Genomic DNA, 26493 nt, shown 5'->3' with positions numbered 1-26493 from the left:
GCTACCAATCCGGTAACCGAGGAGCAGGACGATGCGGCCAGGACAGGAAATTCGCTACGAAGATACCTGCGAGATCACCGGCATCAAGAACGGCCTTTCGACAACGGCCGAGATCCTGACGTTTCGCGACAAAGACGTCATCATCGCGACCATTCAACGCTCAGCGAAAGTCACCTTGCACTGGCAGCCGCACGCCAAAGCCTACGTCGGTTCCATGGGCGGGGTGGAGTTCCGCTCACCGGGTCCGAAGTCGCAGACTTATCGGACGCATCGCTAGCGGGTCTGCCGGGCGTGACAGGATCGGCTTTGTCGCTGGCGGAGTCGACCTGGGTGACAGCGGGTCTCGGCTGCGACCTGGGCTAACGCAATACCCGAAACGTCAGCCGACGGAAATGCTCGCGAGCCTGATGGAGAGCCAGCCCAACGGCTGGCAGTCCTGGTGTATCGGGAAACGACACCGCCAAGCGATGATACTCAGAGACCCGGCCGGTACTCGCGCACCGTCGCCCGGCGCACGTCCTCGTCGCTGAACACCACCGGCGACATTTCGTTGTTGGCAAAGCCGGGCAACTGGTCGCTGTGCAAAGGCGAGCCGGCCTTGCTGCTCTGACCGTAGGCCAGCACGCTGTACGCCCGTGGCGTTTCGGCAAACTCGACCGCAAACACCCAGCCGTCGCCGCCGTGCACGAGATGCTTGCCATCGTCGTTGGGTTGATCGTCGAAGCGCAGCACCCGGAAACAGCCGAGCAGACTGCCGCAACCGCCGAGCGCTACATCTACGTCGTCAATCTTCGCCCGGTGGACTTCGCCCCACGGCAGATCCCAGTGACCGTAGCGTTCGCTGGTCGTTGTGACCGCCCATTCGAAAGCGTCTGCCGCGCGCCCGAAATCCGCGAGCCCGAACGGTGTATCGACCGGTCGATCCACCGACCATGGCGTGCGAAACAGTTTGTCCGCATCGGCCGCAAAGCCAACCGATTCCGAGGTGGGTTCGACTTCTTCGCTGTCACCGTGCGCGGTGGCTACGTAGCGGTGCCACCAGACCTTGAAGAGCAGGCCGCCGCGACTGTCACGCGCCGCCGTGTTGTCCCAGTCTCTGATCAGTTGCAAAGCGTTCGCTACTTCGCCTTGCGGTTCAGTCTGCTCGACCGCCCGCAGCAGATCACCTTTTACCCGCGCCGCCAGCAGCATGCGCATGCTGTGTTTCATCGCGACAACGTCTTCCAGCGAAAAGCGGCGGCTGTTGTGCAGCAGTTCCACTGAGTGCTGGCTGCGCAGGCGCAACCTGGGTTCCGGGAAATAATCCGGGTAGTCATCTTGCTCCAGCACGGCATTCAGATTGGTGAAATGGAACGTGTCGTTCTCGTTGCGCAAATAGCCGCCCGGTGGATTCAGCAGTTGTGGCAGTGCCTCCCATGGCAATAATTCCTGCCACATCTCGTCCGAGCGGCTGACGGCTATGGCGGTTGCGTCGTCGCTGGCGGGGTGCGGCCGGTCCGGCATGCTGGCATTCCAGACGTAGAAAATATTGCCCGCGGCATCCGCGTAGGTCAGGTTCGATGTGATACGCGCCCGCATTCTCATCGCCTCGGTCCATTCGCCGAGGTTGCGTGCTTTCATCATGCGCAGGAATTGTTCGCCGGTCCGGTATTCGCCGTCGCCCGCGGACTTCAGAACGTAGATCTTGCCGTTGTCACGGTGCACTACCGGGCCGAAGGGTGTCCGCCAGAACTCGCGAATCTCGCTGGCCATGCCGTTGTCGCGCCGGTACTCGACTTCCACCGTCTCGTGCAGCAACGGATGTGAGTCGCCGTCGAGCAGGTAGTGATCGGGCTTTGCAGGGTCGGCCTCCAGGGCGTAGATCTCGTCGAGGTCCGGCGCGTTGTTAGTGGTGGCCCAGCCGAGATGCCGGTTGAAGCCGCCGATGATGCCGAGCGCTTCCGCCAGCCGGAAGTCGCCGTAAAAATTAAGCACACCCGGGACTTCGATCTGCGCTTCGTAGTAGCCGGCATTCCACGACAGGTGAGGATTGCGCATCAGGATCGCGTTGCCGCTGGTCGTGCGCTCCGGAGCGAAGGCCCAGGCGTTCGAACCGACGTCGGGGTGTGGCTCGGGCTCCAGTGCCGCCAGTCGCGCCAGGACACCGCGTTCTGCCGGAACCGCATTGCCGGCTGCATCGGCCGCCTGCCGTTCGGCGTCCAGTGCTTCCATGAACAGGCGCACGGAGCGTCGTGCCGGTGCAACGATGTTGCGGGCAAAGACGTCCTGACCGCTGAACGACAAAGCGCCGAACTCGCTGAACTCGTCAGGGTACTGTTCCATGTAGCGATTCACGCCTGCCGCAAAGCCGGCAAAGAACGCGCGCGTATCGTCTTCCAGCAATGGCCAGGTTTGCATCGCACGGCGATGACGCAGGCGTCGTTCGGCATCGTTGTCAATGCCTGCTTCGAGTCGCTCGTCGGTGACGGCCCGGTACTTGGTCCATTCGCCCCGCGCACGCAGCAGGTATTCCGCTATCCGTGTACCGTGGTCTTCGGTCTGCGCATAGCCGAGGCCGTAGCCCGCGGCATGCAGATTGTCGGCGTATATGTGCGGCACGCCGTGCAGGGTGCGGCGAATAAGGACTTGCTTGGCCAGCGATGCGGAGTCGCCGGCAGTGACTTCGGCGCTCGCAGAAGTCGAAGCGCTTATACCGAAGTAAACGACGAGAGTGGCAAGAACAAGGTGCGACAATGAGCGTGCAGACAGGAGATTCATGGTTCGGCTATGGCCTTTGCGCGATGCGTCAGATTTGCGTGAAGTGTTTGCCTGGATGGCGGAGTTAGTTGCTGTGCAGGTTCGCCTGTTGTTCGTTCAGCCGGGCATTGATATCCCGCAGGCTGGTGGTGTGATCTTCGTAGTCCACCGTGATTGGCGAGCGTATGCCGTCGATGTCCAGCACCAGCGACGGAAACCCGGATATCGGCGATTGTCGTGCGAACAGTACCTGCCGGCGCAGTTCATTGTTCACGTCTGCGGAGTTCAGGTCCGCGGCGAAGCGCTCGCTCTCCAGCTCCAGTTCTGTCGCCAGCGCGATCAAGGTGCTGTTGTCCGACGGGTTCTGCGCCCGCAGGTAGTACGCTTCCTGAATCGCCAGGATCATGGCTTCTTCCTTGCCCTGCCGGGCGGCGGCCAGCACTGCTCGGCAAGCCGGGTAGGTAGAACGACGCGGTTCGCACTGATCCCAGAAGTCATAGTTGAATTTGGTGCCGAGCTTTTCGGCAATGTGTCGCCAGTACGAAGCGATGGCCGTTCGTTGCTCTGCCGGCATCGGCTCGTCGCTGTCGGGTGCAAGGCCGCCGAGTACGTTCGTACGCTGGACCCCGCGGGGCAGTGAGGTAAACAACTGCTGCGCGGTCGGCTTGTAGCCCCAGCACCAGCTGCACATCGGGTCGTGAAAATAATAGAGAGTTGTCATGCGGGAGACGATAACAGTCTGCTCCGACGGCGAGAACCTCTAAGCAGGGCTTTTCGTGATCTGTTTTGTGCTTAACGGGCGTCGTGGAAGATCAAACCCAGTGTTGTGCGTTGTCCGGACAGAAGCCGGGACACACCGTGGCGGAGTTGCGTGCGGTGAAAACCGCGAACGCCACGGCGCGGTCGTTCGCGTACCGGAATGATCGCTGCCGAGCCCATCGCCAGTTGCACAACCATGGGTCGCGATTGCATCCGCGGCCGTTGCTCGACGACGATCAGTTCGCCACCGTCGAATTCTTCACCGGGCGCGCTGAGCTGTACCACCACCTGCAGCGGAAAATGTATCGGCCCGTAGATGTCCTGATGCAGGCAGTTGTAGTCGTCCGTCAGGTAACGCAGTAACAGCGGCGTGGGTCGTTGCTGGCCCGCCTCGTGGCATTGTTGCAGCAACTCGGCATGGCTGCCCGGCCAGTGCAGGTCGCTGCCGAGTTGCCCGGCCCAGGCGTTGGCGATGGCCGCAAGATGCGGATAGAAAGCACTGCGCAGTGCGGTGATGTCCGTTGGCAACGGGTAGGCAAAGTACTTGTACTGCCCGCGACCGAAGTTGTAACGCGCCATGTCGATGGTGGAGCGGAACTCCGTCTGGCCATCGTCGTACAGGGCTCGCAGCTGCTGACACTCTTCCGGCGTCAGCAAATCTGGAATCGTGGCGACAGCGTCCTCGTCGAGTTGTGTGCGCAGGGCGTTCCAGTCCAGCTTCGCGATCCGCTCCGCGACGTTCATATGGACCTCGCTGAACGTGACCGTTCGTTGTCCAGCAGCGTGCGTTTGCGTTCTACGCCCCAGCGATAGCCGCCTATGCCACCGTCACCGCGCAGTACCCGGTGGCAGGGGATCAGCACGCCAACGCGATTGGCGGCGCAGGCGGACGCGGCCGCCCGCACGGCTTTGGGTTTGCCGATGCCGCTGGCGACTTCGCTGTAGCTGACGACGCTGCCCTCCGGCACGCTGAGCAGGTACCGCCAGACCTGCATCTGAAACGCGGTCCCGCGCAGGTCGATTGGCAGGTCCGGGCGCGGCTGGCCTTCGCCGAGGTGCGCATCGAGCTGCGCGAGCCAGGCATCCAGTTCCGGTGATTTTTCCGCACGGGATTTTTCGATGACGGCTTGCGGAAATTCGTTCGCGAGTTGTTCGGTCAATGCGGCTTTGCTGTCGCCGAACTGCACAAAACAAACGCCTTTGTCCGTTGCCGCCATCAGGAGCGGGCCGAGTGCGCTGCGCCGGTACGCATAGGAGATGGTTTCGCCGGCGCCACCTTTGCGATAGGCGCTTGGGGTCATGCCCATGTTGTTGGCCGCGCGGCCGTAAACCCGGCTGCTCGAACCGAACCCTGCCGAATAGGTGGCTTCGGTGACGTCGTCGCCTTTCTTCAGTGCCTGTTTGAAGCGGCGTACCCGCTGCGCGTCCTGATAGGCTTTCGGCGAAATACCGAAGGCGGCCTTGAACGTGCGTTGCAAGCGGGACACGGACAGTCCGGCGTTGTCGGCCAGCATGGCGAGAGTGAGGGTTTCGTCGGCATGCGCGTCAATGTATCGGGCAACGGCGATCAGGCGGTCGAGGTCAGCGCTCGGATTAACCGGCTTGCAGCGTTTGCAGGGGCGAAAGCCTGCCGCCAATGCATCGGCCGTGCTCGCAAAGAATCGCAGATTCTCCGGGAGAGCCGGGCGCGCCGCGCAGGACGGGCGGCAAAACACGCCGGTCGTGACAACGCCGTAGTAAAAGCGACCGTCGTAAGTGGCGTCTCGCTTCGAGATCGCGGTACGCATTGTGTTCTCGGCGGGTAGCGCCATTGAATCCTCTCCACCAGCAGTCTGCAGCATAGCAGCTGCCCCGGAATCGCGGGTTTGTCCTTCATGCTTGTTGGTAGTGAACATTGCTCTGTCTCCGACTGAATCCATGCCCGCATTGAACGTCTTTGCCCGAGACCGGGCTATCCGCTTCGTGCTGTTGAATCCCACAGAGTTCCATGTCGTGCCGGGGGCGGCTGCTTGCTGTTTGTCGCTGTTCTGCCCGCCTGTCGCAAGCTGCAGACAGTTGGCGGACGCAGCGCGAACTGTCATTGTGCGTGCTGTACGCGGCCGCTGAATTACCAGCGGTTATTGGGCAAAGAATTGATCGGTGCTGTCGAATGCAAGGTTCGACCGGGCACCGATGCTAAAAGGAGTGATCATGTACAAATCAATTATCGCAGTGACTTTGTTGTCGGGTTTGAGTTTGAACGCCAACGCCGGTGACAACGGCATATATCTTGGCGGTTCGCTTAGCCGCAGTACCATCGATACGGATGCCGACTTCTTCGGCTTCAGCTATGAAGACGATGACACGGCGTACAAGCTGATTGGCGGCATACGGCCGTTCGACCGTCTTGCCATCGAAGCGAATTACATCGATTTCGGCAGCATTAAGTTCGATAACCGTGACCTCGTTGCCGACGGCATCCACTCCGAGTTCGAAGCGCAGGCGATTGATGCATCCGCCGTTGTTTTCCTGGGCGGGCCGTTGCTTGAAGTGTTTGGCAAGGTTGGTCTTGTCTACTGGGATGCGGATGCCGTGCTGCAGGGCGGTATCAGTGGTGCAGACTTACGTGACAGTGACTCCGGCGCTGATTTCGCCTGGGGTCTTGGCGCGCAGGCTTACCTCAGCAGCCTGGCCGTCCGGTTGGAGTACGAGAACTTCGAAATATCGGACACCAACAGCGTTGAACTCTGGTCGCTGGGTGTTACCTGGACGTTCCTCTAACGAACGCCGCCGATGCAATCCAAAGCCGGCTTGCATCCGACCGTTGCACCGGTATCTGAGCAGGCCATATAGCGAGGATACCCGGTGCCGGTCATGCCATAATCCGGGCTCAGACCGCGCTGCCGCCTGCGGCACGGCTTGGGAGAGAGGCGTGCGATGAGGAAAACAGCTCTGATCGTGGACGACTCCAGGTCGGCGCGCGTCGTCCTGAAACGCATGCTGGAAACCTACGACCTGCAGGTCGACACGACCGAGTCTGCCGAAGCCGCACTCGATTATCTGAACCACCATCGTCCCGACGTGATCTTCATGGATCACCTGATGCCAGGCATGGACGGTTTCGAGGCCGTCACGGCCATCAAGAAAAATCCCGACACCGCCATGATCCCGATCATGATGTACACCTCGCAGGAAGGCGAAGTGTACGTCGGGCAGGCGCGGGCGCTGGGTGCGGTTGGCGTGTTGCCAAAGACGGTCAAACCGGTGGAAGTGTCAAAAGTGCTGGCCTCGTTGCACCTCGCCGATGAAGGTGCGTCGGTGCAGCCCGTTCGCGAACGCGTGCCTGCACCCGAGCCGCCGGGTGAAGCCGAGATTCCGGCAGCTGTGGATGGCGATCTGCGTAGCTTGCTGCAAGACCTGTTCGACCAGCAGCGGGTGATACTGCAACGCGAGTTGCGTGATACTTATACCGATCTTGCCGCACGCTTCGCGAATGAATCCCGGCCTGCGCCGCCGATTGAATTAGCCGCTACCGAGCCCAACGACCAGCCCGCTGAAAAGTCGTCGACATGGCTTGTAGCGTTGCTGATAGCGTCTGTTGTTTTTGCTGTGATCGTATTCTGGCAGGAACAACAGTTACGTACGCTTAAGCAACGCAACGTAGAAATGAGCGTTGCATTGCAAGGCACCGACACGGCGCCGTCGGCAAGTGGCAATGAGCAACAATTGACCCGCTATCAACAAGCGCTCGTAACGAGCAATGCCGCAACAATTGATGCGCTGGAGTGGGGCATCAATCAGTCAGCGGGTTACGACTGGAACGAGATACCACTCGGCCAACGCCGCCTGGAGTTGTTTGACGAACTGCTGACCCGCCTGATGTCGGTGGGTTTCGTTGGCGAGATTGCGGTCGACGTTCATGTCGGTGATTTCTGCATGATGGACAATGGCAGTGGCCTGCTCGAACTGGCGCCGGACAACGTGCCGGCGGCCGACTGCGATCAGATAGGCTTCGACCCGGCGGAGTCCCTGAGCCCGAGCTTCCGGCAATCAGTTGCGTTCGCAAATTTCATTGTCATGGCCGAAGAACGCAGCGGTGGGTCTATTCGTTTCGCGTTATCGTCTCCTGGCAATACGCTGCCAGTCCTGGCCTATCCGGAGACAACCGCTGGAATCACCGCCGGCGACTGGAATCACACGGCGGCACAGAATAATCGTGTGTCGGTCAGGTTGGTGGCTGAGTAAGGCTTTCCTGCCGTAGCGTAAAAAGTTGTCAGGTGTGCGGGCAGCATTGGCGTGGGCAGAGGTTGTCACGCATGTGGAGGAGCGTCGTGGAATCGATAATTGATGTTCTATTAGTTGCCGGTCTTCTAATACTCTTTGTGTTAATAGCCGTGATAGCGACTCAAAGACAAAGTAGCAAAACTAAGAAGGGCAGTGATCGCCCGTAGACTTACGGACACCTTTTCCCGATGGACTTTTTAATCAACTAAAAAAAAGCCCCGCACTAGGCGGGGCTTCCTGTTTCGAGTTACTGCCTGTTCAGACAGCTTTTTTGCGTCGTGCGATTCCCATACCCGCCAGGCCAAGGCCGAGCAAGAACAGTGAGGCAGGTTCGGGAACCTGGCTCATGGTTGGCTCGCCACGGCCCCAGAGCTTGATGTTCGAGAAGCCGCCACCGCCGCCGGAAAGCCGGTCGTAGCTCAGCGTTCCTGAGGTGTTGAACGGTGTGATCAACCATGCAAACCAGCTCAGGTTACTTTGACCGCGGCCGACGTGAATGCTGACCACCAGCTCGCCCCATTCGCTCCAGATATCCGAGTCGAGGTTCCAGTTCAGATCGACACTGTTTGAGCCAAAACTGCCAGACGTGATGTCAACCGAAACGTCACCCAGTGCTGTCCAAGGCTCGAGCGGGAAAGCCGCCCCAATGTCCGAGGCATTCGGGTTGTTCCGGGTGCTTCCAGTATCGGCACTGGTTACACAGGACTCGGCCGAGTCGAGCGTCGCCGTTCGCGCGCTGTCGCCGCACGTGATCGGGGTTGCCTGGGAAACGCTGCCGGCAAAGGCCATGACTAAAGCCGACAAAGTGACAAATAATTTGGTTCTCATTTTTGCTTCCTACGGGGCGTAATGCCCACTCAATATAAGAAGCAATTTCCGAGCCAACAAAGAAATAGGTCCCATATTCAATGAGTTAAGAATTTGCGGTAATCAGAGCCGGCCAGGTTTGTAATTTTTATCGACATAGCAGGCCGTTCCCGGCTCGGGGAGGGCGGCACATCTGGGTCAGAAAACACATCAGGCGAAAATATGAGGCCCCAGGGTTATTTGACCAGGTGAGCGATTAAATCCGTTGGGGGCTAAGCTGATGCCGTCTCGCTGATTCCGTGGTGGCACTTTCCCTCTTTTCGGGTACCGCTTGGACGAAATTTCCTCCGTGATAAAGTTTCCGGCAGTCGAACTGAATTGGGGCTAGGAAATGGTTAATCACAACTCACTGACCCGCCGATCCTTTATAAGTATGGCTACGGCGGCAACCTTGGGGTCCACACTACCGTTTGCAGCTGCCGATACGGCCATGGCGCGGCGCCGCATTCCCGGCACGACAGAGGACCTGCCGGTTATCGGACTGGGCACTTCCGATGAGTTTGAGCGCATGCCTGCCGACGGCGGAGTTGAGCTTCGCGAAGTTCTCAACACGTTGCTCGAATACGGCGGCACACTGGTTGACACCGCTCCCGGCTACGGCAATGCGGAGCGGGTACTCGGGACGTTGGTCGCTGATGACAACATGGCGGAGCGCTTGTTCTTGTCGACCAAGGTTCGCTCCCGGGGCCGGGATGCTGGCTTACGTTCGATGCAGGCATCAACCGAGCTGCTGGGCAAAGCGCCGCTCGATTTGATGATGGTGCACAGCCTCGTTGATGCCGAGACACAACTGGACAATCTGCAGCACTGGAAAGAGGAAGGACGCGTCCGCTACATCGGAATCACGACGTCGCGACGCAGTGGCTTTGACCGAATGGAGGCGTTCATCAAGAACCGCGATCTGGATTTTATCCAGGTTAACTACTCGCCGCTGGAACCTGAGGCTGAAGAGCGGGTTATACCCGCCGCCAGAGATAACGGGGTTGCGGTGATGATCAACCGTGCGTTCGTCAACGGCCGTTACTTTTCAATGGTACGCGGACATGAACTGCCTGCGTGGGCTGCGGAGTTCGATTGCGATAGCTGGGCGCAGCTGTCGCTCAAATGGATCCTGGGCAATTCTGATGTCACTAGTGTACTGGCGGCCACCAGCCGCGCCCGCCACATGGCCGACAACGCGGCGGCAGGCATAGGCGGCTTGCCGGATACAGCGGGACGCCAGCGGATACGGCAATTGTTGACGGGTATGTAGCTGCTAAAGAAACAGCTCCTGGTCTCTTGCTGGGTTGTCGTGTTCCGTCTGACTTTCGATAAAGGTATCAGGTCCATTTTCCTTGATGGACGATCGAATCAAGAAAACACACCTGACACTTTATCCGTCAGCAATAGACGCAGCGCCGCGAGCTTCCCGGATTGGTATCATCGGATCGAATCTGGGCGGGCAATGAATCTTCGAGGCAATCATGGCGCGAAACAATGTAGTGAGTGCTATTCTGTCTTCGACGAAGGGCGCCCTGTTCCTTTGCTTGCTGGATGTGTTGTTTTTCTTCTGCGTAATCCTGTTTATTGAGGTTGCGTGGTTGAGCAAGGGTGTCATCGTTGGTGCGAAATTCGCATCGATAGCAACGCTTGTTCGGATTGCATACTTTCAGGTTCCAGTCGAATTCATTGCTGTTCTTGTATGTCTCTACTTCACTAAACGTTTGTCTGCATTGTTTGGTGTGATGGCTGCAACGTTTTACTTCTATTTCTCTCTTTTGAGAGGCGAGATGATTCCCGTGGAAATTCTGTTTAGTTTTGGTTGGTTTGGCGAGACAACGCCGTCTTTTCTGGCATACACCATCAGTTCATTTCTTGCCTTAATGGTTTTTAGGAAGCTCAATTTTGGTCGCAAATAGTCTGGCTGTTAGCTAATAGTGGGGCGCCTCGTTTTCGTTGCGTGATAGGAAATTCTGGGTCGAACCGATTTATCAGCTAAAAGTCCCGTCTTGCCAGCCATCAATGTTGGTCCGGCAGTGGATCTCTATGCCAGGTGCTTTGAATCGATTGTGGCCGCTGGAATCTAGAGCAACGGCGTTCCGGCCTGTCCTCGCCAGAGTCGGCTGTAAGGACGTCTACAGGTATTCCTGCTGTGCCTTGCTAGATCCGATAAATCGGTTCGACCCCTTTGTTTCCAAGACGGTTAGCTGTGCCGAGCCCGTGGTTCACAAATGCCAGTCGCCGGACAGGTTTTAATATCCACTACGATCTCCCTCTTTCGGAGAGCGAATGTCGAACCCAAAGTTGTGGTCGAGGAATACATCGACGGCCTGCACCAGCGATTCTGCGAATGCCATACGGTTTTTGTCGTTGTCGCGAACACCTTTGTACGGCGTTTCGACTTGTAAGCCACAGACTTTGCCGCCGCTGCGGCAACCGTGTCGACCGGTGTTGTAGCCGCCGGCGAAATAGGTTTTGTCGGGTGTTGGTGAGCCCTTTTGTTTGCTCGGTACAGTCGGGAAGCCATCGTGGACCAGTTTTGTGCCAATCGCGTTATCGCCTCGTAACAACTGTGCAAAATCGATAGGCGAGTCTGCCGCGAAAGTTTGGACTGAACTCTTGTTTCGATACTCAGGATTCTCGTTCAGCGCTGAGTTACTTTCCTGTAGATCCGCTCGCGACAATAGAAAACCCAGTTGCGTTTCTGAGCCACGCATACCGTGGACGTCTATATAGAACCCTTTGCCCCAGGCGTTAGCAACGGCTTGTGCCTTGGCCGCTTCGATCAGTCGCAGGAAGCTCTCCCATGCATTCTCCGCCCCGGCATTGCCGCATGAAGCCAGCGTCTTGTCACGGTTTGCGTCCAGTTTCGTACGCTTCAACCGATTGATGATGACGTGCGGGTATTTCCCGCTGTGCTCGTGGAATTTTTCCTTAAGCGCAAGCGCTAGTTCCGCGGTGTTGGTATCAACACTGGTGACGATTTCGCCCCCGCATGCATCCGCCGTTCGGTCAGGGATCGACGACGGTGTCAATCGCCCGCCGTGCGGCGCCGAGACGATGATCGGCAGGTTGCCAGCATGGTATTCGATCCAGCCATCCGCCGTTTCGTATACCTGGCCAGGCTCGTACTGGACTGGTGCTGTCGACACAGCCGCCAGATCCGTCGGCTCGGCTACGGACGTTCCCATTGAGAGTAACGCTGCGATTGTCACCACTACTTTATTCCTGACAGCAAACTGAATAATAGCCCTCTCCTTTGCGCGACTGGTCTGAACTGGCAAATGCCATTGAAGGCGAACTCATTATGGTTTCGGCATTGCGAGATAAAAAAGAGCCAATCGTTGGGATTGCTTGGAGCCAGATACAGGAAGGCTATCTCATAAATCCGAAGAGACCCTGCAGAAAGTATCGGGCCGTTCCGGCGCGGCTCAGCGGCTGGCCGATGCTGGCCCTCAACGCCGAAACTGGCTAGTCTTCGTGATTCAATCCACGCAAGCCAACGAGGAAATAATAATGAAATTACGCCTCGCCATCGCTGCCCTACTACTTGCAGCGGGCCTGATAACACAGGTTGCAGTCGCCGAAGACATAGACGGTGTGCAGGAGCACCCGTTGATCTCACGTTACCCCGGCCAGGAGATTCGCTGGCAGCACATCGAAAATTATCTACCGTACCGAGTGCCTGTTGGGCCCGTGACCGGCTACCGCGCTATCGGCGACTGGATCGATACGGAAGGGCGGGTGACACGCACCTTCTATCGTTATCAGGGCACGGACCGTACCTATTCAGAAATCTACAAGAACTACCTTGACTCGCTTGAGGCGGAAGATTTCGAGATTCTTGCGAAGGGCATCAGTGCTGATCGTCGTGGCGGGGATGTTGGTAGCAACCAATGGATGGAAGTAATGTTTCGACAGAATCCGGCCAACAAACCGGGTGAGGTCGGTACGATGTTTTCCGGAACTTCGTCGTCGGGTGGTGCTGGTTCGATCGTCGCGCGTAAGGAGCGCGCCGCAGGTATTGTCTATGCACTGGTCAACGTTGAACAGCATTCTTCCAACTACGTCGGCACGCTGATCGACATCATCGAAGTCGAAGCGGCGGAGACCGGGCTGGTTGCGGTGGATGCGGAAGCTATCGGCGCCGATATTCTCGAGTACGGGCGGGTTGTGCTTGATGGTATCTATTTCGATCATGACAAAGCCACGCTTAAGCCGGAGTCCGATGAGGCGCTAAAAGCTATTGTTGAGTTTCTCGCGACACAGCCGGACAAAGTGTTCTACGTTGTTGGCCACACGGATTCCGTCGGCACGTTTTCCTACAATCAAAAATTGTCGTCGGATCGTGCAATGGCGGTCGTTGATACCTTGCAGCGTGATTACGGCGTGGGCTCGGAACGATTACAGCCGCACGGCGTCGGACCGTTAGTGCCTTCCTATTCGAACGCCAGCGATGCCGGCCGGGCGAAGAATCGCCGGGTGGAATTGGTCGAGAGACTGAAGTAACAAACAAACGTTGATGTCAGGAGATTCACAAAATGAGTAAGCAGGACAACGATTCAAAGGTCTACGAGTTGTATGACAATTACTGTCACGGTCGTCTCACCCGTCGGCAGTTCTTCGATCGTGCAGCGAAGATTACCGTAGGCGGTGTGTCTGCACTCACGCTGGCCGAGAGCCTGTTGCCAAACTACGCCGACGCAGCGACCATTTCTTTCACGGATGAACGGATCAAGGCGCGTTACGTCAACTACGCATCACCGGGCGGCAGTTCCGGGGAGATGCGCGGCTACCTCGTGCAGCCTGCGAGTGATGGACCGTTCCCGGCCGTGCTGGTGATGCACGAGAATCGCGGCCTGAATCCGTACATAGAAGATGTTGCGCGCCGGGCGGCGGTTGCCGGCTTCCTCGCGCTGGCGCCTGACGGTTTGGCGCCCATCGGTGGTTATCCTGGCAATGACGACGATGGCCGTGCAATGCAAGCCAGTCTCGACCGCGGCAAGTTGTTGCAGGACATGGTCAACAGTGCGCGTTACCTGAAGCGGCATGAGCTCTCCACCGGCAAGCTGGGTGCAACCGGCTTTTGCTGGGGCGGCAGCTCGACCAACGCGCTGGCGGTCATCCTCGGTGACGATCTCGATGCCGGCGTGCCGTTCTATGGTGGCGCAGCCGACACTGCCGATGTACCGAAAATTTCCGCTCCGTTGTTGATTCACTACGCGGAAGAAGACCCGCGCGTCAACGCGATGCGCGAAGACTACGCGGCCGCGCTGGAGGCCAACGGCGTTGAGTTTGAAATGCACACCTACCCGGGAACGCGCCACGGTTTCCACAACAACTCAACGCCGCGCTTCGACGAAGCGGCTGCCGACCTCGCCTGGGAACGCACAATCGCCTTCTTCCGCAAGCACCTTGCCTGATTAATTGGTATTCCGTCGCAACGGGCTGACGTATGGTCAGCTCGTTTTACTTTTCATTTGATTTTGGAGTTACGCATGATTCGTTCGGTTTGTTTGGTTACTGCTTTGCTTTTGATGGCTACGGCCGGTATGGCGCAAGAGGCTCACCAGGAAATTCTGGCGAACAAGTTTCAACAAGGAATCGAACGCATCGCGGACGACTTGCCTGGTGTACTCGGTGTTGCCGTCGTGGACATCGACGGGAACCGTGTGTTCGGCGTCAACGAATCGGAAATCTTCCCGCAGGGCAGCGCGATCAAGATTTCCATTCTCACGGCCATGTACGTGCGCCAGGAACGCGGCGAAATGGATCTGACGCGGTCAGTGCCTATCCGCAAAGCAGACCGGGTTGGCGGTAGCGGTTACCTGACGCATTTCAGTGATGGCGACTCGGCACTTTCGCTGCACGACCTCGCGATTCTGATGATCACCGTCTCCGACAACATGGCGACGAATATCCTGATCGAGCAAACCGGCATGGACAACGTCAACGCCGTGATGGCCGATCTCGGTTTTGGCGATATTCGTTTGCAGCGCCGGATGATCCGCCAGGAGCAAAGTGCCCGCGGCAACGAAAATATCGCCACCCCGACCTCGGCCGCGAAACTGATGCAGCGGATACTGCGCTGCGATTTGCCGATCAGCGGCGAAGCCTGTGCCGAGATGCAGGCCATACTGGCCATTCGACACGCGGGGCCGATTCAGGCAGGCACGCCCAATGGCATTCGTGTGTTGCAGAAAACCGGCTCCATTGCCGGTGTAGCAACCTCATGGGGTGTTGTGGATCTGGAAGGTCGCCCGTACGCACTGGCGATGATGGGCAACTACGGTGATACCGCCGAAATCAACGACAGCATCCGGCAAATTACCGAACTCAGTCACTGGTATTTCTCGCGGCTCGCCGGCGCAACCGACTACGGCACGCGCGTGCCGGTCAAGTTGCTGGAGCGGGTGCGCAACTAGACCCGGTTCAATCGATGGGGTAGCGCTCGAGCACGGGGCCGAGCGCTGCTTTCAGCGGCTCGAGGTGCTGTTCAAAGTGCCGCCATTGCTCCAGACCGTCTTTGTAAATGGGTTGCCGGACCTGCTCTGAGCTCGGCGTGCGCACCACGCGTTCCGTCTTGTAGAACTGCAGGCATTGCTCTTCGAACGGCAGCCCGCAATAGTCGAGCAGATTGCGAATCTGCTGCTCGCTGTCCGCGACCATGTCCTCGTATTGCACGCGGTGTACCCGTCCTGGTAGTACCGCATCCCAGTGATCCATCAGGCTGACGTAATCGCGGTAGTAGCGGCCCAGCGTAGTCAGGTCATAGGTGAACGTCTGGCCGCGCGCGAACAATTGCTTGTAGCAGGAGAAGCAGCCGGCCATCGGGTGCCGCCGGGCATCAATGATCTTTGCGTTCGGCAGGATCAAATGAATCAGCCCGATGTGCTGAAAGTTGTTCGGCATCTTGTCGATGAAAAACGGCGTGCCATGACGTTGCACGGACGTGCTGCTGATGTAGCCATCGCCCAGCTCCTGAACCTTTTGGCGGTCGAGCTTCGCGAGAATTTCCGGGTAGTAAGAAGCCGGGTTCTTGCGGGACTTCTCCCCCAGTACACGGGAAATGCCTATGATGTCCGGCAATTCCGCTGTGCCTTCCACCTGGCTGTGGCTGGCCAGAATTTGTTCGAGCAGGGTTGACCCGGCGCGTGGCAAGCCGACGATAAATATCGGGTCCGCTGCCAAGGAGCCCCAGCCCTCGCGCTCGGCAAAAAATTCGCGGGTCAGGGTTCTGATCTGGCGCGCCGTGTTGACCACGTTGATCTTGGGATCGAAGCGTTGTTGCTCACCGCGCACGGCATTGCCGCGATGGTAGGCATTGAACGCCGCATCGTATTCTTTGCGATCCTCATAGGCCTTGCCGAGTGCAAACGACAGGTGTGCTTGTTCGACAGGATCGCCATCCTTACTAATCTGCGCCTCCATGGCGTGAATGTCGTCATCGCTGAAGCGGAAAGTCTTGAGGTTTGCCAGACTCCAGTAAGCTTCGCCAGCACTCGGGCTCAGTTCAATGCTCTTCCGGTAGGCGCGTATGCCTTCGTCCAGGCGGCCCACGGATTTCAGCGTGTGGCCGTAGTTCATGTGCACCGCGGACTGGTTCGGGTAGTCCTTGAGTATGCGTTCGTACAATTCGAGCGCGGGTTCGTGATCGCCGCGTCGCACCAGAATCGTGCCTTTCAGGATCAGGTAATTCGGGTTGTTCGGTTCCGCGATCAGCAGCTTGTTGACCTGCTCAAGCGCTTCGTCGAGTTCGTTGCGACGAAACAGCGCCAGCGCATAATTCTGGCGGGCCATGTGGAAGCCGGGCGCGAGCTGCAGACAGCGTTCCAGTAGTTTGCAGGCGTCGTCGAACTGCCCAATCCGGATGCCGATGGTCGCGAGCATGCGGATAGCGACGACATCGACCGGGTCCTTCTTCAGTACATCGCGGGTGAGCTGTTCTGCCTTGGGGATATTACCCGCGCGCAGAAAGCGTGCGGCTTCGACCAGTTCGGGGTGGCGACTGGACAATGCCAGGTGCCGCTCGTAAGCGCTTTCCGCCGCACTCTTGTTGTTGGCGGCGCTGAATTGATCACCGAGCGTGCGCCAGGCACCGGCATGCGTTTCGTCCAGCGTGACAGCGCGCTGCAGCACGGCAATCGCTTCGTCGCCACGTCCGGCCGCGCCGAGGCACAAGCCCAGTTCGTGCAGGAGATCCGCCGACTCCTGCTCTTGTGCGCAGATCGGCTCGATGACCTCCAGCGCTTTCAACGGCTCACCCAGCAAGCGCAGGGAGACTCCCTTAATTTTTAATGCGGCCACCGAACCCGGGTGTGCAGACGCTATCTGTTCCGCTTGTACCAGTGCCTCCTGCGGGTTGCGTTGCAACGTGTCGACGGCAAGGCGCAGGGCGGCGGGCAGGTCATTCACTGGGTTGGGTGTGGCACTGGGCATGGGCGGCTTCCGGGCGATATTTCATAGGGTGATCGTAACGCAGGGAACTTTTTGTGTGTTTTTGGCAACGAATACTCAAGTAACACGTCATAGCCGGAAACGATGTACGGATAGGTACATACTATTGGCCGACAATAAGTTTCCTGCAGAGCGTCGTTGCTATTATGATGGTCACGGTTGCGAAATCACAACGCTGCAGTCGTAATAGTGGCCTGCCGGAAACAGAGCAATACTAAAGGCACATTACCTGTAGCTGACGAATACTGAATGACAATCATTTGATTGGGGGAAAGACCATGCAGGAATATCGAAAGAAGCCGCTAGCGCTTGCGATCTCGGCAGCTCTGACCGGTTCGGCGTTGATGGCGGCGGTGGCAACGCCGGCCGTGGCGCAGGAGTCTCAACAAGGCAGAGCGCTTGAAGAAATCGTCGTCACCGCACAGAAACGCACAGAAAACCTGCAGGACGTGCCGGTATCTGTGCAAGTGCTGGGCAATACCCAACTCGAGCAACTTAACGTCAACGGCTTCGAGGACTACATCGAATTTCTGCCGTCGGTCTCCTACACCTCAGCGGGTCCCGGCTACGGCATTCTGTACATGCGCGGCATATCCAGCGGCGGTGACGGCGTGCATTCCGGTTCCATGCCGAGTGTCGGCGTTTATCTGGACGAGCAACCGGTCACGACCATCGGTCAGATCCTTGACGTGCATATCTACGACATCGCACGTATCGAAACCCTGGCGGGCCCGCAAGGCACCTTGTTTGGTCAGGGCAGCCAGGCCGGCACACTGCGCATCATCAGCAACGAACCGGTCATGGAAGAATTCCAGGGCAGCTACGACATCGGCGTGGATACCGTCAAGAACGGCGATCTGGGCTACACCCTCGAGGGCATGGTGAACGTGCCGATTTCCGACCGTGCGGCATTGCGTCTGGTCGGCTGGCGTGAATCGCAGGGCGGCTACATCGACAATATCCCGGGCGCCATCACCTACGCGGCCAGCGGTATCTCGGTTGATAACGCGGACCTGGTGGAAGACGACTTCAACAACGTCATCACGACCGGTGGTCGTGCGCTGCTGAAAATCGATCTCAATGACCGCTGGACGGTCACCCCAGGGTTGATGTACCAGGAGCAGGAGTCCAACGGTGTCTGGGCGCATGACCCGGAAGACTTTGGTGATCTCAATGCCGTGCGGTTTTTCGAAGACGGGCAGGACGAAGACTGGTTGCAATCAGCACTGACCATTGAAGGCGAGCTGACCGACAGCCTGAACCTTGTCTACGCGGTATCACACCTGGATCGCAACGTGGACAGCACCTCCGACTACACCGGCTATGCGGAATACCTGGAAGATCTCTACGCCGGTTGGGGTTACGACTGCTACCACTATGATGCAATGGGCGGTTGTGCCGATCCGTCACAGTACATTCACGGCGACGAGACCTTTTCCCGTCTGAGTCACGAAATACGCCTGCAGTCCACGGGCGACAGCGATTTTCACTGGATCGTCGGTGCCTTCTCGCAGAAGCAGGTGCATAACTTCGATCTGCAGTGGATTGTTCCGGATATGAATTCTGCCAACTCGGTTATCGAAGGCGGCAACACTGTGTGGCAAACCTATCAGGTCCGCACCGACCGGGATGAAGCGTACTTCGGTCAGTTTGGCTACGACTTCACGGACCAGTTGAGCGTCACCGCGGGCATCCGGCATTTCAAATACGACAACCGCTTGTACGGCTTCAATGGCTTTATCGGCCATTGCACCGGCACCTACGATTCCAACGGCAACTTCACGGAAGACCGGGTCAACGGCACCGTGCAGTACCCGTGTTTCGACACGCGAATTCTTGATGATTCGACAAAGGGTGACGGCGAGAGCTACAAGATCACGCTGGACTACCGTCTGAATGACGATGCCATGTTGTACGCAACGTACTCGGAAGGCTTCCGCTCTGGCGGCGTCAACCGGGCGCGCGTGCCGGGCATTCCAAAGTACGCGCCCGACTGGGTCTACAACCACGAGATCGGCTGGAAAACGACCCTGCTTGACGGCCGGGTACGGTTCAACGGTGCGGCCTACATGCTGGACTGGGAGAACTTCCAGTACGCGTTCCTGGACTTCTCGATCTCCAACCTGACCATCATCGGCAACGTTGGCCAGGCACGTACCTACGGTACGGAGTTTGACCTGACATGGCTGGCGACGGACCGGCTCAATTTGTCGTTCGCGGGTTCCTTCAACAAGGCCGAGCTGGAAGAGCCGTACTGGCAGACCAGCGAAGACCGCGACGACGGGCTGCCGCCGCGAGCACCAACCGGTCAGGAAATGCCGTACGTGCCGAAAGTGCAGATGACATCCATCGCCCGCTACGATGTGGACATGCTGGGTTTCCCAGGCTATTTGCAGGCAGCGGCATCGTACACCGGCTCAAGCTGGAACGATCTGGAAACGGCATTGCGGGTGAAACAGGCGGCTTACACGCTGGTTAATCTGTCCGCCGGTATTCAGGGCGAAGACTGGAACGTTGATCTGTTCCTGAACAACGTGACAGACGAACGTGCGCAGATCGACATCTCGATACCGAGCTACGGCGGGGCGCTTGATTCCCGGACGTACACCAACCGGCCAAGGTCGTTCGGGATACGCTTCGGCAAACGCTTCGACTAACTGGTCTAAGTAGAAAACCGAAGGGCCACCCGCGCGAGCAGGTGGCCCTTTTTTTCGCTTTGCGGCCGGGGGGAACGTTACGGCGCGTACTTCAGGAAACGACCAGGGCGGGCAGCCAGTGCCTGTCCGTCTGCATACACTTGCTCGCCGGCAACCCAGACCGCAACGATGCCCTCGGAAAGCGCATCAGGTTCCGCTGGCGTTGCCCGATCCGTGACGGTGTCGGCATTGAACAGCACCAGGTCCGCCACCATGCCGGGACGGATATAGCCGCGTTCCCGCATGCCCATGTGGTCGGCGGCAAGACCGCTCATCTTGCGTATAGCGGTTTCAATGCTCAGCAGTTTTTGTTCACGAACGTAGCGCGCCAGAATGCGCGGAAACGAGCCGGTTGCGCGCGGGTGCAGATCAACGAGGCCGCCGTCGGTGCAGATGTTGGTGTGTTCCCAGGACAGCAGCTGTCCGATATCGGAATCCGTCATGCTGGTGCCGATGATGGAGTCTGCGCCACGGCCGGTTTGCTCTGACATCGCCTGTGATTCCTGCACGAGCTGCGAATAGGTTGATACGGCATCCGTCTCGCGAATCGCGGCAATCTCGGTCAGCGTCTTGCCGACGTATTCCGGTTGCGGCTGAAAGTCTGTCAGCCAGATGCCATCCGGCGGTGCCAGCTCGGCGAGTGCAAAACCCACTGCTTCGCGATCGGTCGGGTCGCGTTCGGGCAACAGCACCATCATGTTTGATTGCCAGAACTCGTAGGGGTAAATGTCCGCGGTGATATCGATGCCTTCCGCGCGCGCCGCATTCAACTTCGCCAATACCTCAGGCGCGCTGCCCCACAAGCTTTTCATCGCCAGTTTGAAATGCGAGATTTGCACCGGCATGCCGGTCTCGCGGCCGATGCTGATGATTTCGTCCACGGCTTCATGCAGCCAGCGGTCTTCGCTGCGCATGTGGCTGATATAGCGACCACCGGCATCAGCAACGGCCTGCGCAAGCGCCAGCACTTCGTTGCTGTCAGAGTAAATGCCGGGGTCGTATTCCAGGCCTGTCGCCAGTCCGATCGCGCCGTTCGCGTATTCCTCAAGCAGCAAGTCGCGCATCGCTGCTATCTCGTCTGCAGTGGCCACGCGCCGGAAATCGTCACCCATGATTTCTTCGCGGACGGTGTTGTGCCCGATGTAACTCGCAAAATTCAGGCTGGTGCCGGTGGCTTCCAGTCGCGCCACGAAGTCCGCCAGCGGATAGGGCGAGCCGCCGTCCTGGCCGACGACCACGGTCGTTATGCCCTGACTGATGGCGGCCAGCGCGTCCGGGTGTTCGAAGATGTCGCTGTCGGCGTGGCTGTGGGTATCGATGAAACCCGGCGCCAGTACCAGTCCGCCGGCATCCAGCACGGTTTCGCCCGGCAGGCGGTCGAGGGTGCCCACGGCGAGGATGCGCTCACCGCTGATTCTGAGGTCCGCGGTGTATGCGGCTTTGCCGCTGCCATCGACAATGGATGCATTGTGTATCAACAGCGAGTCTGTCGATGCCTCCGTCAGTGCTTCCCCGGATTCCCCGCAGGCGGTCAGCATGCTGGCCAGTAGCCATGCCGCCAACGTCGCCCTGATCGTCATTCGGTAAGTCATTTGTGCTCCCGCCATGGTTTGAACAGCAAGCAATTCCTGCCAGCCACCGGTAAGCGATACTACCCCGGCAGCGGCGTTGATACTCGCCTGTCGGGCTTGGTATTTGTGTCCTGGTGCCGCCAGGGCACCGCACCATTTACCGGGGTGGGGGTGACACGGAGTCAGCTTATTCTTATAATTTCAGGAATTCTTGAAATTGCAGGAAATGAGATGACCCCGACCCGCTACCAGCAAGCTTTCATCCTGCATTTTGGCGAAATGGGCAGTCGCTGGGGCATCAACCGAACGGTCGGCCAGATCTACGCCCTGTTGTACGTGAGCGAATCCCCGTTGAACGCGGACGACATCACGGGCGCACTCGGCATGTCGCGTTCCAACGTCAGCATGGGCCTGAAGGAGCTGCAATCCTGGCGCCTCGTGCGCTTGCGGCACTTGCCGGGCGACCGGCGCGAATACTTTTCCGCTCCGGAAGATATCTGGCAAATACTGCAGACGCTGGTTGAGGAGCGTCGCAAACGGGAAATCGACCCGACGATGAGCATGCTGCGCGATGCGCTGATGGAATCGACGGTCAAACCGAGCGATGAGTACGCAAGGCATCGCATGCAAGACATGCTGGACCTGATGGAGCTGGTGACCGGCTGGATGAACGAGTTGAGCGATCTAGACCGTGCAACGGTTGTAAAACTGATGAAACTGGGCGGTGGCGTCAAGAAGCTGGTCGGCGTGCGTGCTAAACCGGCGGCCTCCGCCGCATCCTGATTCGTGCCAGGGAGGGCAGAACGTGAGTACATTTGATCCGCTGTTGTTGTCGCGCATCCAGTTCGCGGTAAATATCAGTTTCCATATCCTGTTTCCCATGATCACCATCGCGCTCGCCTGGGTCTTGCTGTTTTTCAAAATCCAGTACGACCGTAGTGGTGACAGTCAATGGATCAATGCCTACCGCCTGTGGGTGAAAGTGTTTGCCTTGAGTTTCGCGCTCGGTGTGGTCAGCGGCATTACGATGAGTTTCCAGTTCGGTACCAACTGGCCGGGCTACATGGAAACGGTTGGCAATATTGCGGGCCCGTTACTCGCCTACGAAGTGCTCACCGCGTTTTTTCTCGAAGCGACCTTTCTCGGCATCATGCTGTTTGGCTTCAAGCGGGTCAGTAACCGGGTCCATACCATCGCCACCGCGCTGGTCGCAATCGGTACCAGCGTGTCGGCATTCTGGATACTGGCCCTGAACTCGTGGATGCAAACACCGGCCGGCTTCGAGATGATCGATGGCGCCGCACACGTGACGAGTTGGTGGGAAGCAATTTTCAATCCTTCGTTTGGCTACCGCCTTCTGCACACCGTCACGGCCTCATTCCTGACCGCCAGCTTCCTGTTGGCAGGTTTGTCGGCCTATCGCTGGCGACGCGGTGACCGCACGCCGGCTGTCAAAGCCGCGCTGCGCACCGGTTTGTACCTCGCTGCAGTCCTGGCCCCGATGCAGATCGTTATCGGCGATTTGCACGGACTGAACACGCTGGAGCATCAGCCGGCCAAGGTGGCGGCAATGGAAGGCTTGTGGGAAACCCGGAAAGGCGCACCGCTCGTACTGTTCGCGATTCCTGATGCGACTACGCAAAGCAACAAGCTGGCGGTCACCGTGCCGAAACTCGCCTCCCTGATCCTGACTCACGATCTTGACGGCGAGGTACAGGGCATTGATGCGTTCCCCGATGCACATCCGCCCGTCGGTCCGGTGTTCTGGGCGTTTCGGATCATGGTTGCCACGGGTTTGCTCATGCTGCTGATGTCGTGGCTGGGCACGTTCGCGATGTTCAGGCGTGGCGAGCCCGGACCGGCGCTGACCCGCGGACTCATCTGGATGACCTTCTCCGGCTGGCTAGCGGTGTTAAGCGGCTGGTACACGACGGAGATCGGCCGGCAGCCCTTCCTCGTCGCCGGAATTTTGCGGACCGAGGATGCTGTCACGAGTGTGCCAGCCACGAGCATCGGTGCCACGCTGATCGCTTACCTCGTCATGTATGCGGTGCTGATTTACGCCTATGTCTCGGTCGTCTTCTACCTTGCGCGTCAGGCAGGGCTCGGTACAACCAAGAAGTCAGCACCCCGTGCCTACGGCACGTCGCCGCTGACCCACGAGTCAACCTCGCCGGAGGCCGATCATGCATGAATTGATTCCTGACCTCAGCCAGCCCGCCGGCTGGTTGCCACTGGCCTTCATGCTGGTGATGGGTTTGTCGATCCTGGCTTACGTCATCCTCGACGGCTTTGATTTGGGGGTCGGACTGCTGATTCCGTTCGCGTCTGAAGAACAGAAGGACCGCATGATCGCGTCCATCGGCCCATTCTGGGATGCCAACGAAACCTGGCTGGTCCTCGGTATCGGTATCCTGCTGGTCGCCTTTCCGCGCGCCCACGGCATTATTCTCGGCGAACTGTATTTGCCAGTAGCGCTGATGCTGCTCGGTATTACCTTGCGCGGTGTTGCCTTTGACTTCCGGGTCAAAGCGCATGCCGATCACAAAGACACCTGGAACAAAGCCTTTTTTGCGGGTTCGCTCATCACCTCTTTAGCACAAGGCTACATGCTCGGCCGCGTAGTGACCGGTTTCGATCACGGCGCCTGGAGTTATTTGTTCCCTGTTCTGATCGGTCTCTGCCTCGCGTCTGGCTACACCCTGCTCGGTGCAACCTGGCTCATCATAAAGACGATCGACGAGCTGCAGTTGAAAGCCGTGCGTTGGGGGCAACGTGCATTGTTGTTGCTGGCTGTTGGTGTGGCCGCCGTATCCATTACAACGCCACTGGTCAGCGAGCGTGTGTACGAGAAGTGGTTTGGCATCGAAAACATGCTGGTGCTATGGCCTATCCCCGCGATGACCGCAGCACTGTTCTTTATCCTGCATCGGACATTGAGGCGGCTCCCGGTACGTCTGGCCGACAACAATCAGTACGGTGAATGGGTGCCGTTCGTGACCACGGTAGGCATCTTCCTGCTGGCATTTCACGGCCTCGCGTACAGCTTGTTTCCCTACCTCGTGCTGGATCGTTTGACGATCTGGGAAGCGGCCAGCGCGCCGGCATCACTGATGTTCATGTTCGTTGGAACCGCGATCGTGTTGCCAGTCATCATCGCCTACTCGGTATTTTCCTACCGCGTGTTTAGCGGCAAAGCGCAGGCGCTGGAATACGAGTAAGCGGACAATCAGTAGTTGTCGGTCAACAGATTGCTGTCATCGGTCGACGGGCTGTTGGTGTCAGCTGTTGCCCGGTGTTTTGCCGGTAACTGAAACTCACGGCTGATGAAATCCATGGCCGCTGTCGCTTCGCTCTGGCCCTTGAAACCTTCGCCCAGCAGCAGCTTTTCGCCAGCGTAATCGAGTGCGTACACGGAATAGTAGACAACGTGTTTGCCGCCGGATTGTGACTGCATCGATGAATGCTTGTGCAAGCGGTCGATGCTGTGCTTTTCCAGTCGCCGGCGGGACACAGGAATGCCGCATACGCGCCGCACACTGACCAGCGCCGAGCCATCCTGAATGACTTCCAGTGATCGGAACAGCAGGTAGATCGCAGCGAGTGCGATCAAACCGCCGACGAGACCAAACACGAGTCCGAACAGCGGGCTGTCGCCGCGGTAAGCAAGAAACCAGCCGCTGGCAATGAAGATCGCGCCGAAAAAAATGCCGCCCAGCGGACCCGCGAGCTTCTGGCCCATGGGGAAGTAGAGTCGCTTGCCGGCAGCGTACTGATCAAATCTGAACAGTTCACGTATGCGCTGCTCGGCGCGGCTTGCCTTCAGAGACTGGGTACTTTGAATGGCCATGGCAGGCAAGTGGCGAGACCGCGTCGCCGTCGGGTAGACGGGGATGTCGTAGTCGCGGTCAAAATCCGCACCGGGCAGTTCGGCATTGATGTTGATGCGCCACAAGCGATAGCGATCGTTATTGCGTCTGGCATCGGCCGGGTCGAGATCAGCCGGAACATCAAATCGAAATACCACCCGGGTGCCACGTCCCCCGGGTTCGCTGTGCGCCAGTGCTGAGTCCTGCCATTCGGCTTTCTCGCGACGGCTGCGATTCTTGCCGCTGCCACTTATGTAACTTTCGATGCAGGTGAGCGTCAGCTCAAACGTCGTGTCGGGATTGAACGGCAGCTTCAGGTCGATGGTGCCACCGACGTGACCACCGATGGAGCCCGGGAACGGGTCGAGTACCAGCGGCGCAGCACCGAACCGGCGCCATTCGGCCACCCGTTTGCCGGCGAAGACCAACAGGCCGATGCCGATGAGCGGAAACAGGATGCCCAACCAGGCGGCAGGGTTGCCGTTGTTCAGGATCTCGTCGTACACCAGGAACGGCAGCGGCGCTGAAATCAGGTTCCAGAACAGGGCGAAGCCGACAGCCACCCACATCGTGGCTTTCGAGCCGGAGCGGATTTCTGCGGTTTGCCAGGCGTTGTTCTGCAGCCACGGTGTGCCGGACTCGGCCAGTGCATCCGTGTCAGCGGACGATCGTGACCGCCTTGCGTAAATAAGAAGCCCCAGGCCAACGCCGCCAAACACGAACAGGAATATCGACTTGAATCCCAGCAAGCCCCAGCGAAGCTCCCGATCAATAATGGCCTCGCTGTGATTCCCCGGGTTGACGTACACGGTTATGGGCGCGCCTTGTGCGAGCGTGGTGGCAAGTCGGTTGCCAGTATCCGTCTGGTAGTCGCCGATGTTGTCGGCGCCGCCACTGATTGCGACCCGCGAGCCGTTATAGCTCTGGCCATTAATCGTGTAGGAATAAGTTGCGTAGGCCTCGTACGAACGGGAGTCATCGCCCTGATGTGTGCGATAGCCGGCCGTGTGCAATTGCGCGTCAGCGCTCTGCCAGTCCTGCATTTGCCAGTAATCCAGGAACGCGGCGCTGATACTCCAAGACATCCACAGTCCGACCGCAAAGAACGGCAATCCGAACAACGACAGTCCAATCTTTCCTTTCATGAAACAGTCCGCGGCAACGATATGCATGAACTCTAGCAATGCCCGTTGCCGCTTGCTGTGACGGCTGTCGCTCAGGACCGTCCCTGTTCGCCGTCGCAGTCAGGCGCTGTTCTGGACGGTAGACGGCACAACGGGCCGGGGGCGTACGCCA

The 26493-nt window shown here is 58.5% G+C and carries 21 protein-coding genes; 12 read left to right on the top strand and 9 right to left on the bottom strand.

The genetic code is table 11. The features are described 5' to 3' along the window. The first annotated feature begins 31 nt into the window (after positions 1 to 31). Entirely contained in the window at positions 32 to 277 is a 246-nt protein-coding gene (locus BA177_RS16180; protein WP_068617916.1) for a hypothetical protein, read from the top strand. A gap of 197 nt (positions 278 to 474) precedes the next feature. Here the strand turns inward: BA177_RS16180 and BA177_RS16175 are convergent, their stop codons facing one another. The 4 genes from BA177_RS16175 to ada form a co-directional block, all read right to left on the bottom strand. Continuing rightward, a complete protein-coding gene (locus BA177_RS16175) occupies positions 475 to 2757 on the bottom strand; it encodes a penicillin acylase family protein (protein WP_068617914.1) in 2283 nt (760 codons plus the stop codon). A gap of 64 nt (positions 2758 to 2821) precedes the next feature. Continuing rightward, entirely contained in the window at positions 2822 to 3457 is a 636-nt protein-coding gene (locus tag BA177_RS16170; protein WP_068617912.1) for a DsbA family protein, read from the bottom strand. A gap of 71 nt (positions 3458 to 3528) precedes the next feature. Continuing rightward, positions 3529 to 4239 carry a 2OG-Fe(II) oxygenase gene (locus BA177_RS16165; protein ID WP_068617910.1) on the bottom strand — a complete coding sequence of 237 codons (711 nt, stop codon included), beginning with the start codon at positions 4237 to 4239 and terminating at the stop codon, positions 3529 to 3531. Next, on the bottom strand, positions 4236 to 5306 hold the full coding sequence (gene ada / locus BA177_RS16160) for a bifunctional DNA-binding transcriptional regulator/O6-methylguanine-DNA methyltransferase Ada (protein ID WP_068619540.1): 1071 nt from the start codon (positions 5304 to 5306) through the stop codon (positions 4236 to 4238). Before ada ends, BA177_RS16165 begins: the two co-directional genes overlap by 4 nt. 379 nt (positions 5307 to 5685) lie before the next feature. On the opposite strand from ada, the gene BA177_RS16155 reads away from it, so the two are divergent. Continuing rightward, positions 5686 to 6255: an outer membrane beta-barrel protein gene (locus tag BA177_RS16155; RefSeq protein WP_197493170.1), complete on the top strand. Its 570-nt coding sequence runs from the start codon at positions 5686 to 5688 to the stop codon at positions 6253 to 6255. Positions 6256 to 6411: 156 nt separating this feature from the next. Further along, positions 6412 to 7719 (top strand): response regulator, encoded by a 1308-nt coding sequence (locus BA177_RS16150; protein ID WP_068617906.1) that lies wholly within the window; start codon positions 6412 to 6414, stop codon positions 7717 to 7719. A 297-nt stretch (positions 7720 to 8016) separates the two neighbouring features. Here the strand turns inward: BA177_RS16150 and BA177_RS16145 are convergent, their stop codons facing one another. After that, positions 8017 to 8586 (bottom strand): PEP-CTERM sorting domain-containing protein, encoded by a 570-nt coding sequence (locus BA177_RS16145; RefSeq protein ID WP_068617903.1) that lies wholly within the window; start codon positions 8584 to 8586, stop codon positions 8017 to 8019. A gap of 412 nt (positions 8587 to 8998) precedes the next feature. On the opposite strand from BA177_RS16145, the gene BA177_RS16140 reads away from it, so the two are divergent. Beyond that, entirely contained in the window at positions 8999 to 9877 is an 879-nt protein-coding gene (locus BA177_RS16140) for an aldo/keto reductase (RefSeq protein WP_197493169.1), read from the top strand. A 211-nt stretch (positions 9878 to 10088) separates the two neighbouring features. Beyond that, positions 10089 to 10523, top strand: coding sequence for a hypothetical protein (locus BA177_RS16135; RefSeq protein ID WP_068617899.1), 435 nt, complete (start codon positions 10089 to 10091; stop codon positions 10521 to 10523). A 333-nt stretch (positions 10524 to 10856) separates the two neighbouring features. On the opposite strand, the gene BA177_RS16130 is transcribed toward BA177_RS16135, so the two are convergent. Continuing rightward, on the bottom strand, positions 10857 to 11822 hold the full coding sequence (locus BA177_RS16130) for a hypothetical protein (protein ID WP_156762866.1): 966 nt from the start codon (positions 11820 to 11822) through the stop codon (positions 10857 to 10859). A gap of 298 nt (positions 11823 to 12120) precedes the next feature. Between BA177_RS16130 and BA177_RS16120 the strand changes: the two genes are divergently transcribed. The 3 genes from BA177_RS16120 to BA177_RS16110 all read left to right on the top strand — a co-directional run bounded on the left by BA177_RS16120 (position 12121) and on the right by BA177_RS16110 (position 15029). Further along, on the top strand, positions 12121 to 13113 hold the full coding sequence (locus BA177_RS16120) for an OmpA family protein (protein WP_156762865.1): 993 nt from the start codon (positions 12121 to 12123) through the stop codon (positions 13111 to 13113). 32 nt (positions 13114 to 13145) lie between these two features. Continuing rightward, complete coding sequence (locus BA177_RS16115) at positions 13146 to 14027, top strand: dienelactone hydrolase family protein (RefSeq protein ID WP_068617889.1); 882 nt, start codon at positions 13146 to 13148, stop codon at positions 14025 to 14027. A gap of 75 nt (positions 14028 to 14102) precedes the next feature. Beyond that, positions 14103 to 15029, top strand: a complete 927-nt coding sequence (locus BA177_RS16110) for a serine hydrolase (RefSeq protein WP_068617887.1) — start codon at positions 14103 to 14105, stop codon at positions 15027 to 15029. A gap of 7 nt (positions 15030 to 15036) precedes the next feature. On the opposite strand, the gene BA177_RS16105 is transcribed toward BA177_RS16110, so the two are convergent. Further along, the gene (locus BA177_RS16105; protein ID WP_068617884.1) at positions 15037 to 17043 is read right to left on the bottom strand and encodes a tetratricopeptide repeat-containing sulfotransferase family protein; all 2007 of its coding nucleotides are present in this window, start codon (positions 17041 to 17043) and stop codon (positions 15037 to 15039) included. A 296-nt stretch (positions 17044 to 17339) separates the two neighbouring features. Here BA177_RS16105 and BA177_RS16100 point away from each other — a divergent pair, with 296 nt between their 5' ends. Continuing rightward, complete coding sequence (locus BA177_RS16100; protein WP_068617881.1) at positions 17340 to 19718, top strand: TonB-dependent receptor; 2379 nt, start codon at positions 17340 to 17342, stop codon at positions 19716 to 19718. A 77-nt stretch (positions 19719 to 19795) separates the two neighbouring features. Here BA177_RS16100 and BA177_RS16095 read toward each other — a convergent pair whose 3' ends face one another. Beyond that, complete coding sequence (locus tag BA177_RS16095) at positions 19796 to 21349, bottom strand: N-acyl-D-amino-acid deacylase family protein (RefSeq protein ID WP_197493168.1); 1554 nt, start codon at positions 21347 to 21349, stop codon at positions 19796 to 19798. A 210-nt stretch (positions 21350 to 21559) separates the two neighbouring features. Between BA177_RS16095 and BA177_RS16090 the strand changes: the two genes are divergently transcribed. From BA177_RS16090 to BA177_RS16080, 3 genes are read left to right on the top strand one after another with little or no spacing between them, the layout of a single operon-like run. Continuing rightward, positions 21560 to 22111, top strand: a complete 552-nt coding sequence (locus tag BA177_RS16090; protein WP_068617880.1) for a GbsR/MarR family transcriptional regulator — start codon at positions 21560 to 21562, stop codon at positions 22109 to 22111. A gap of 22 nt (positions 22112 to 22133) precedes the next feature. Further along, positions 22134 to 23522, top strand: a complete 1389-nt coding sequence (locus tag BA177_RS16085; protein ID WP_197493167.1) for a cytochrome ubiquinol oxidase subunit I — start codon at positions 22134 to 22136, stop codon at positions 23520 to 23522. Beyond that, positions 23515 to 24549, top strand: coding sequence for a cytochrome d ubiquinol oxidase subunit II (locus BA177_RS16080; RefSeq protein WP_068617877.1), 1035 nt, complete (start codon positions 23515 to 23517; stop codon positions 24547 to 24549). The genes BA177_RS16085 and BA177_RS16080 overlap by 8 nt, the downstream gene beginning before the upstream one ends. Before the next feature lie 8 nt (positions 24550 to 24557). On the opposite strand, the gene BA177_RS16075 is transcribed toward BA177_RS16080, so the two are convergent. Continuing rightward, entirely contained in the window at positions 24558 to 26342 is a 1785-nt protein-coding gene (locus BA177_RS16075; RefSeq protein WP_197493166.1) for a DUF3592 domain-containing protein, read from the bottom strand. Positions 26343 to 26493: the final 151 nt, after the last annotated feature.

This window comes from Woeseia oceani (assembly GCF_001677435.1).
Lineage (GTDB): Bacteria > Pseudomonadota > Gammaproteobacteria > Steroidobacterales > Woeseiaceae > Woeseia > Woeseia oceani.
This window is presented reverse-complemented; position numbering and strand designations above follow the sequence as displayed.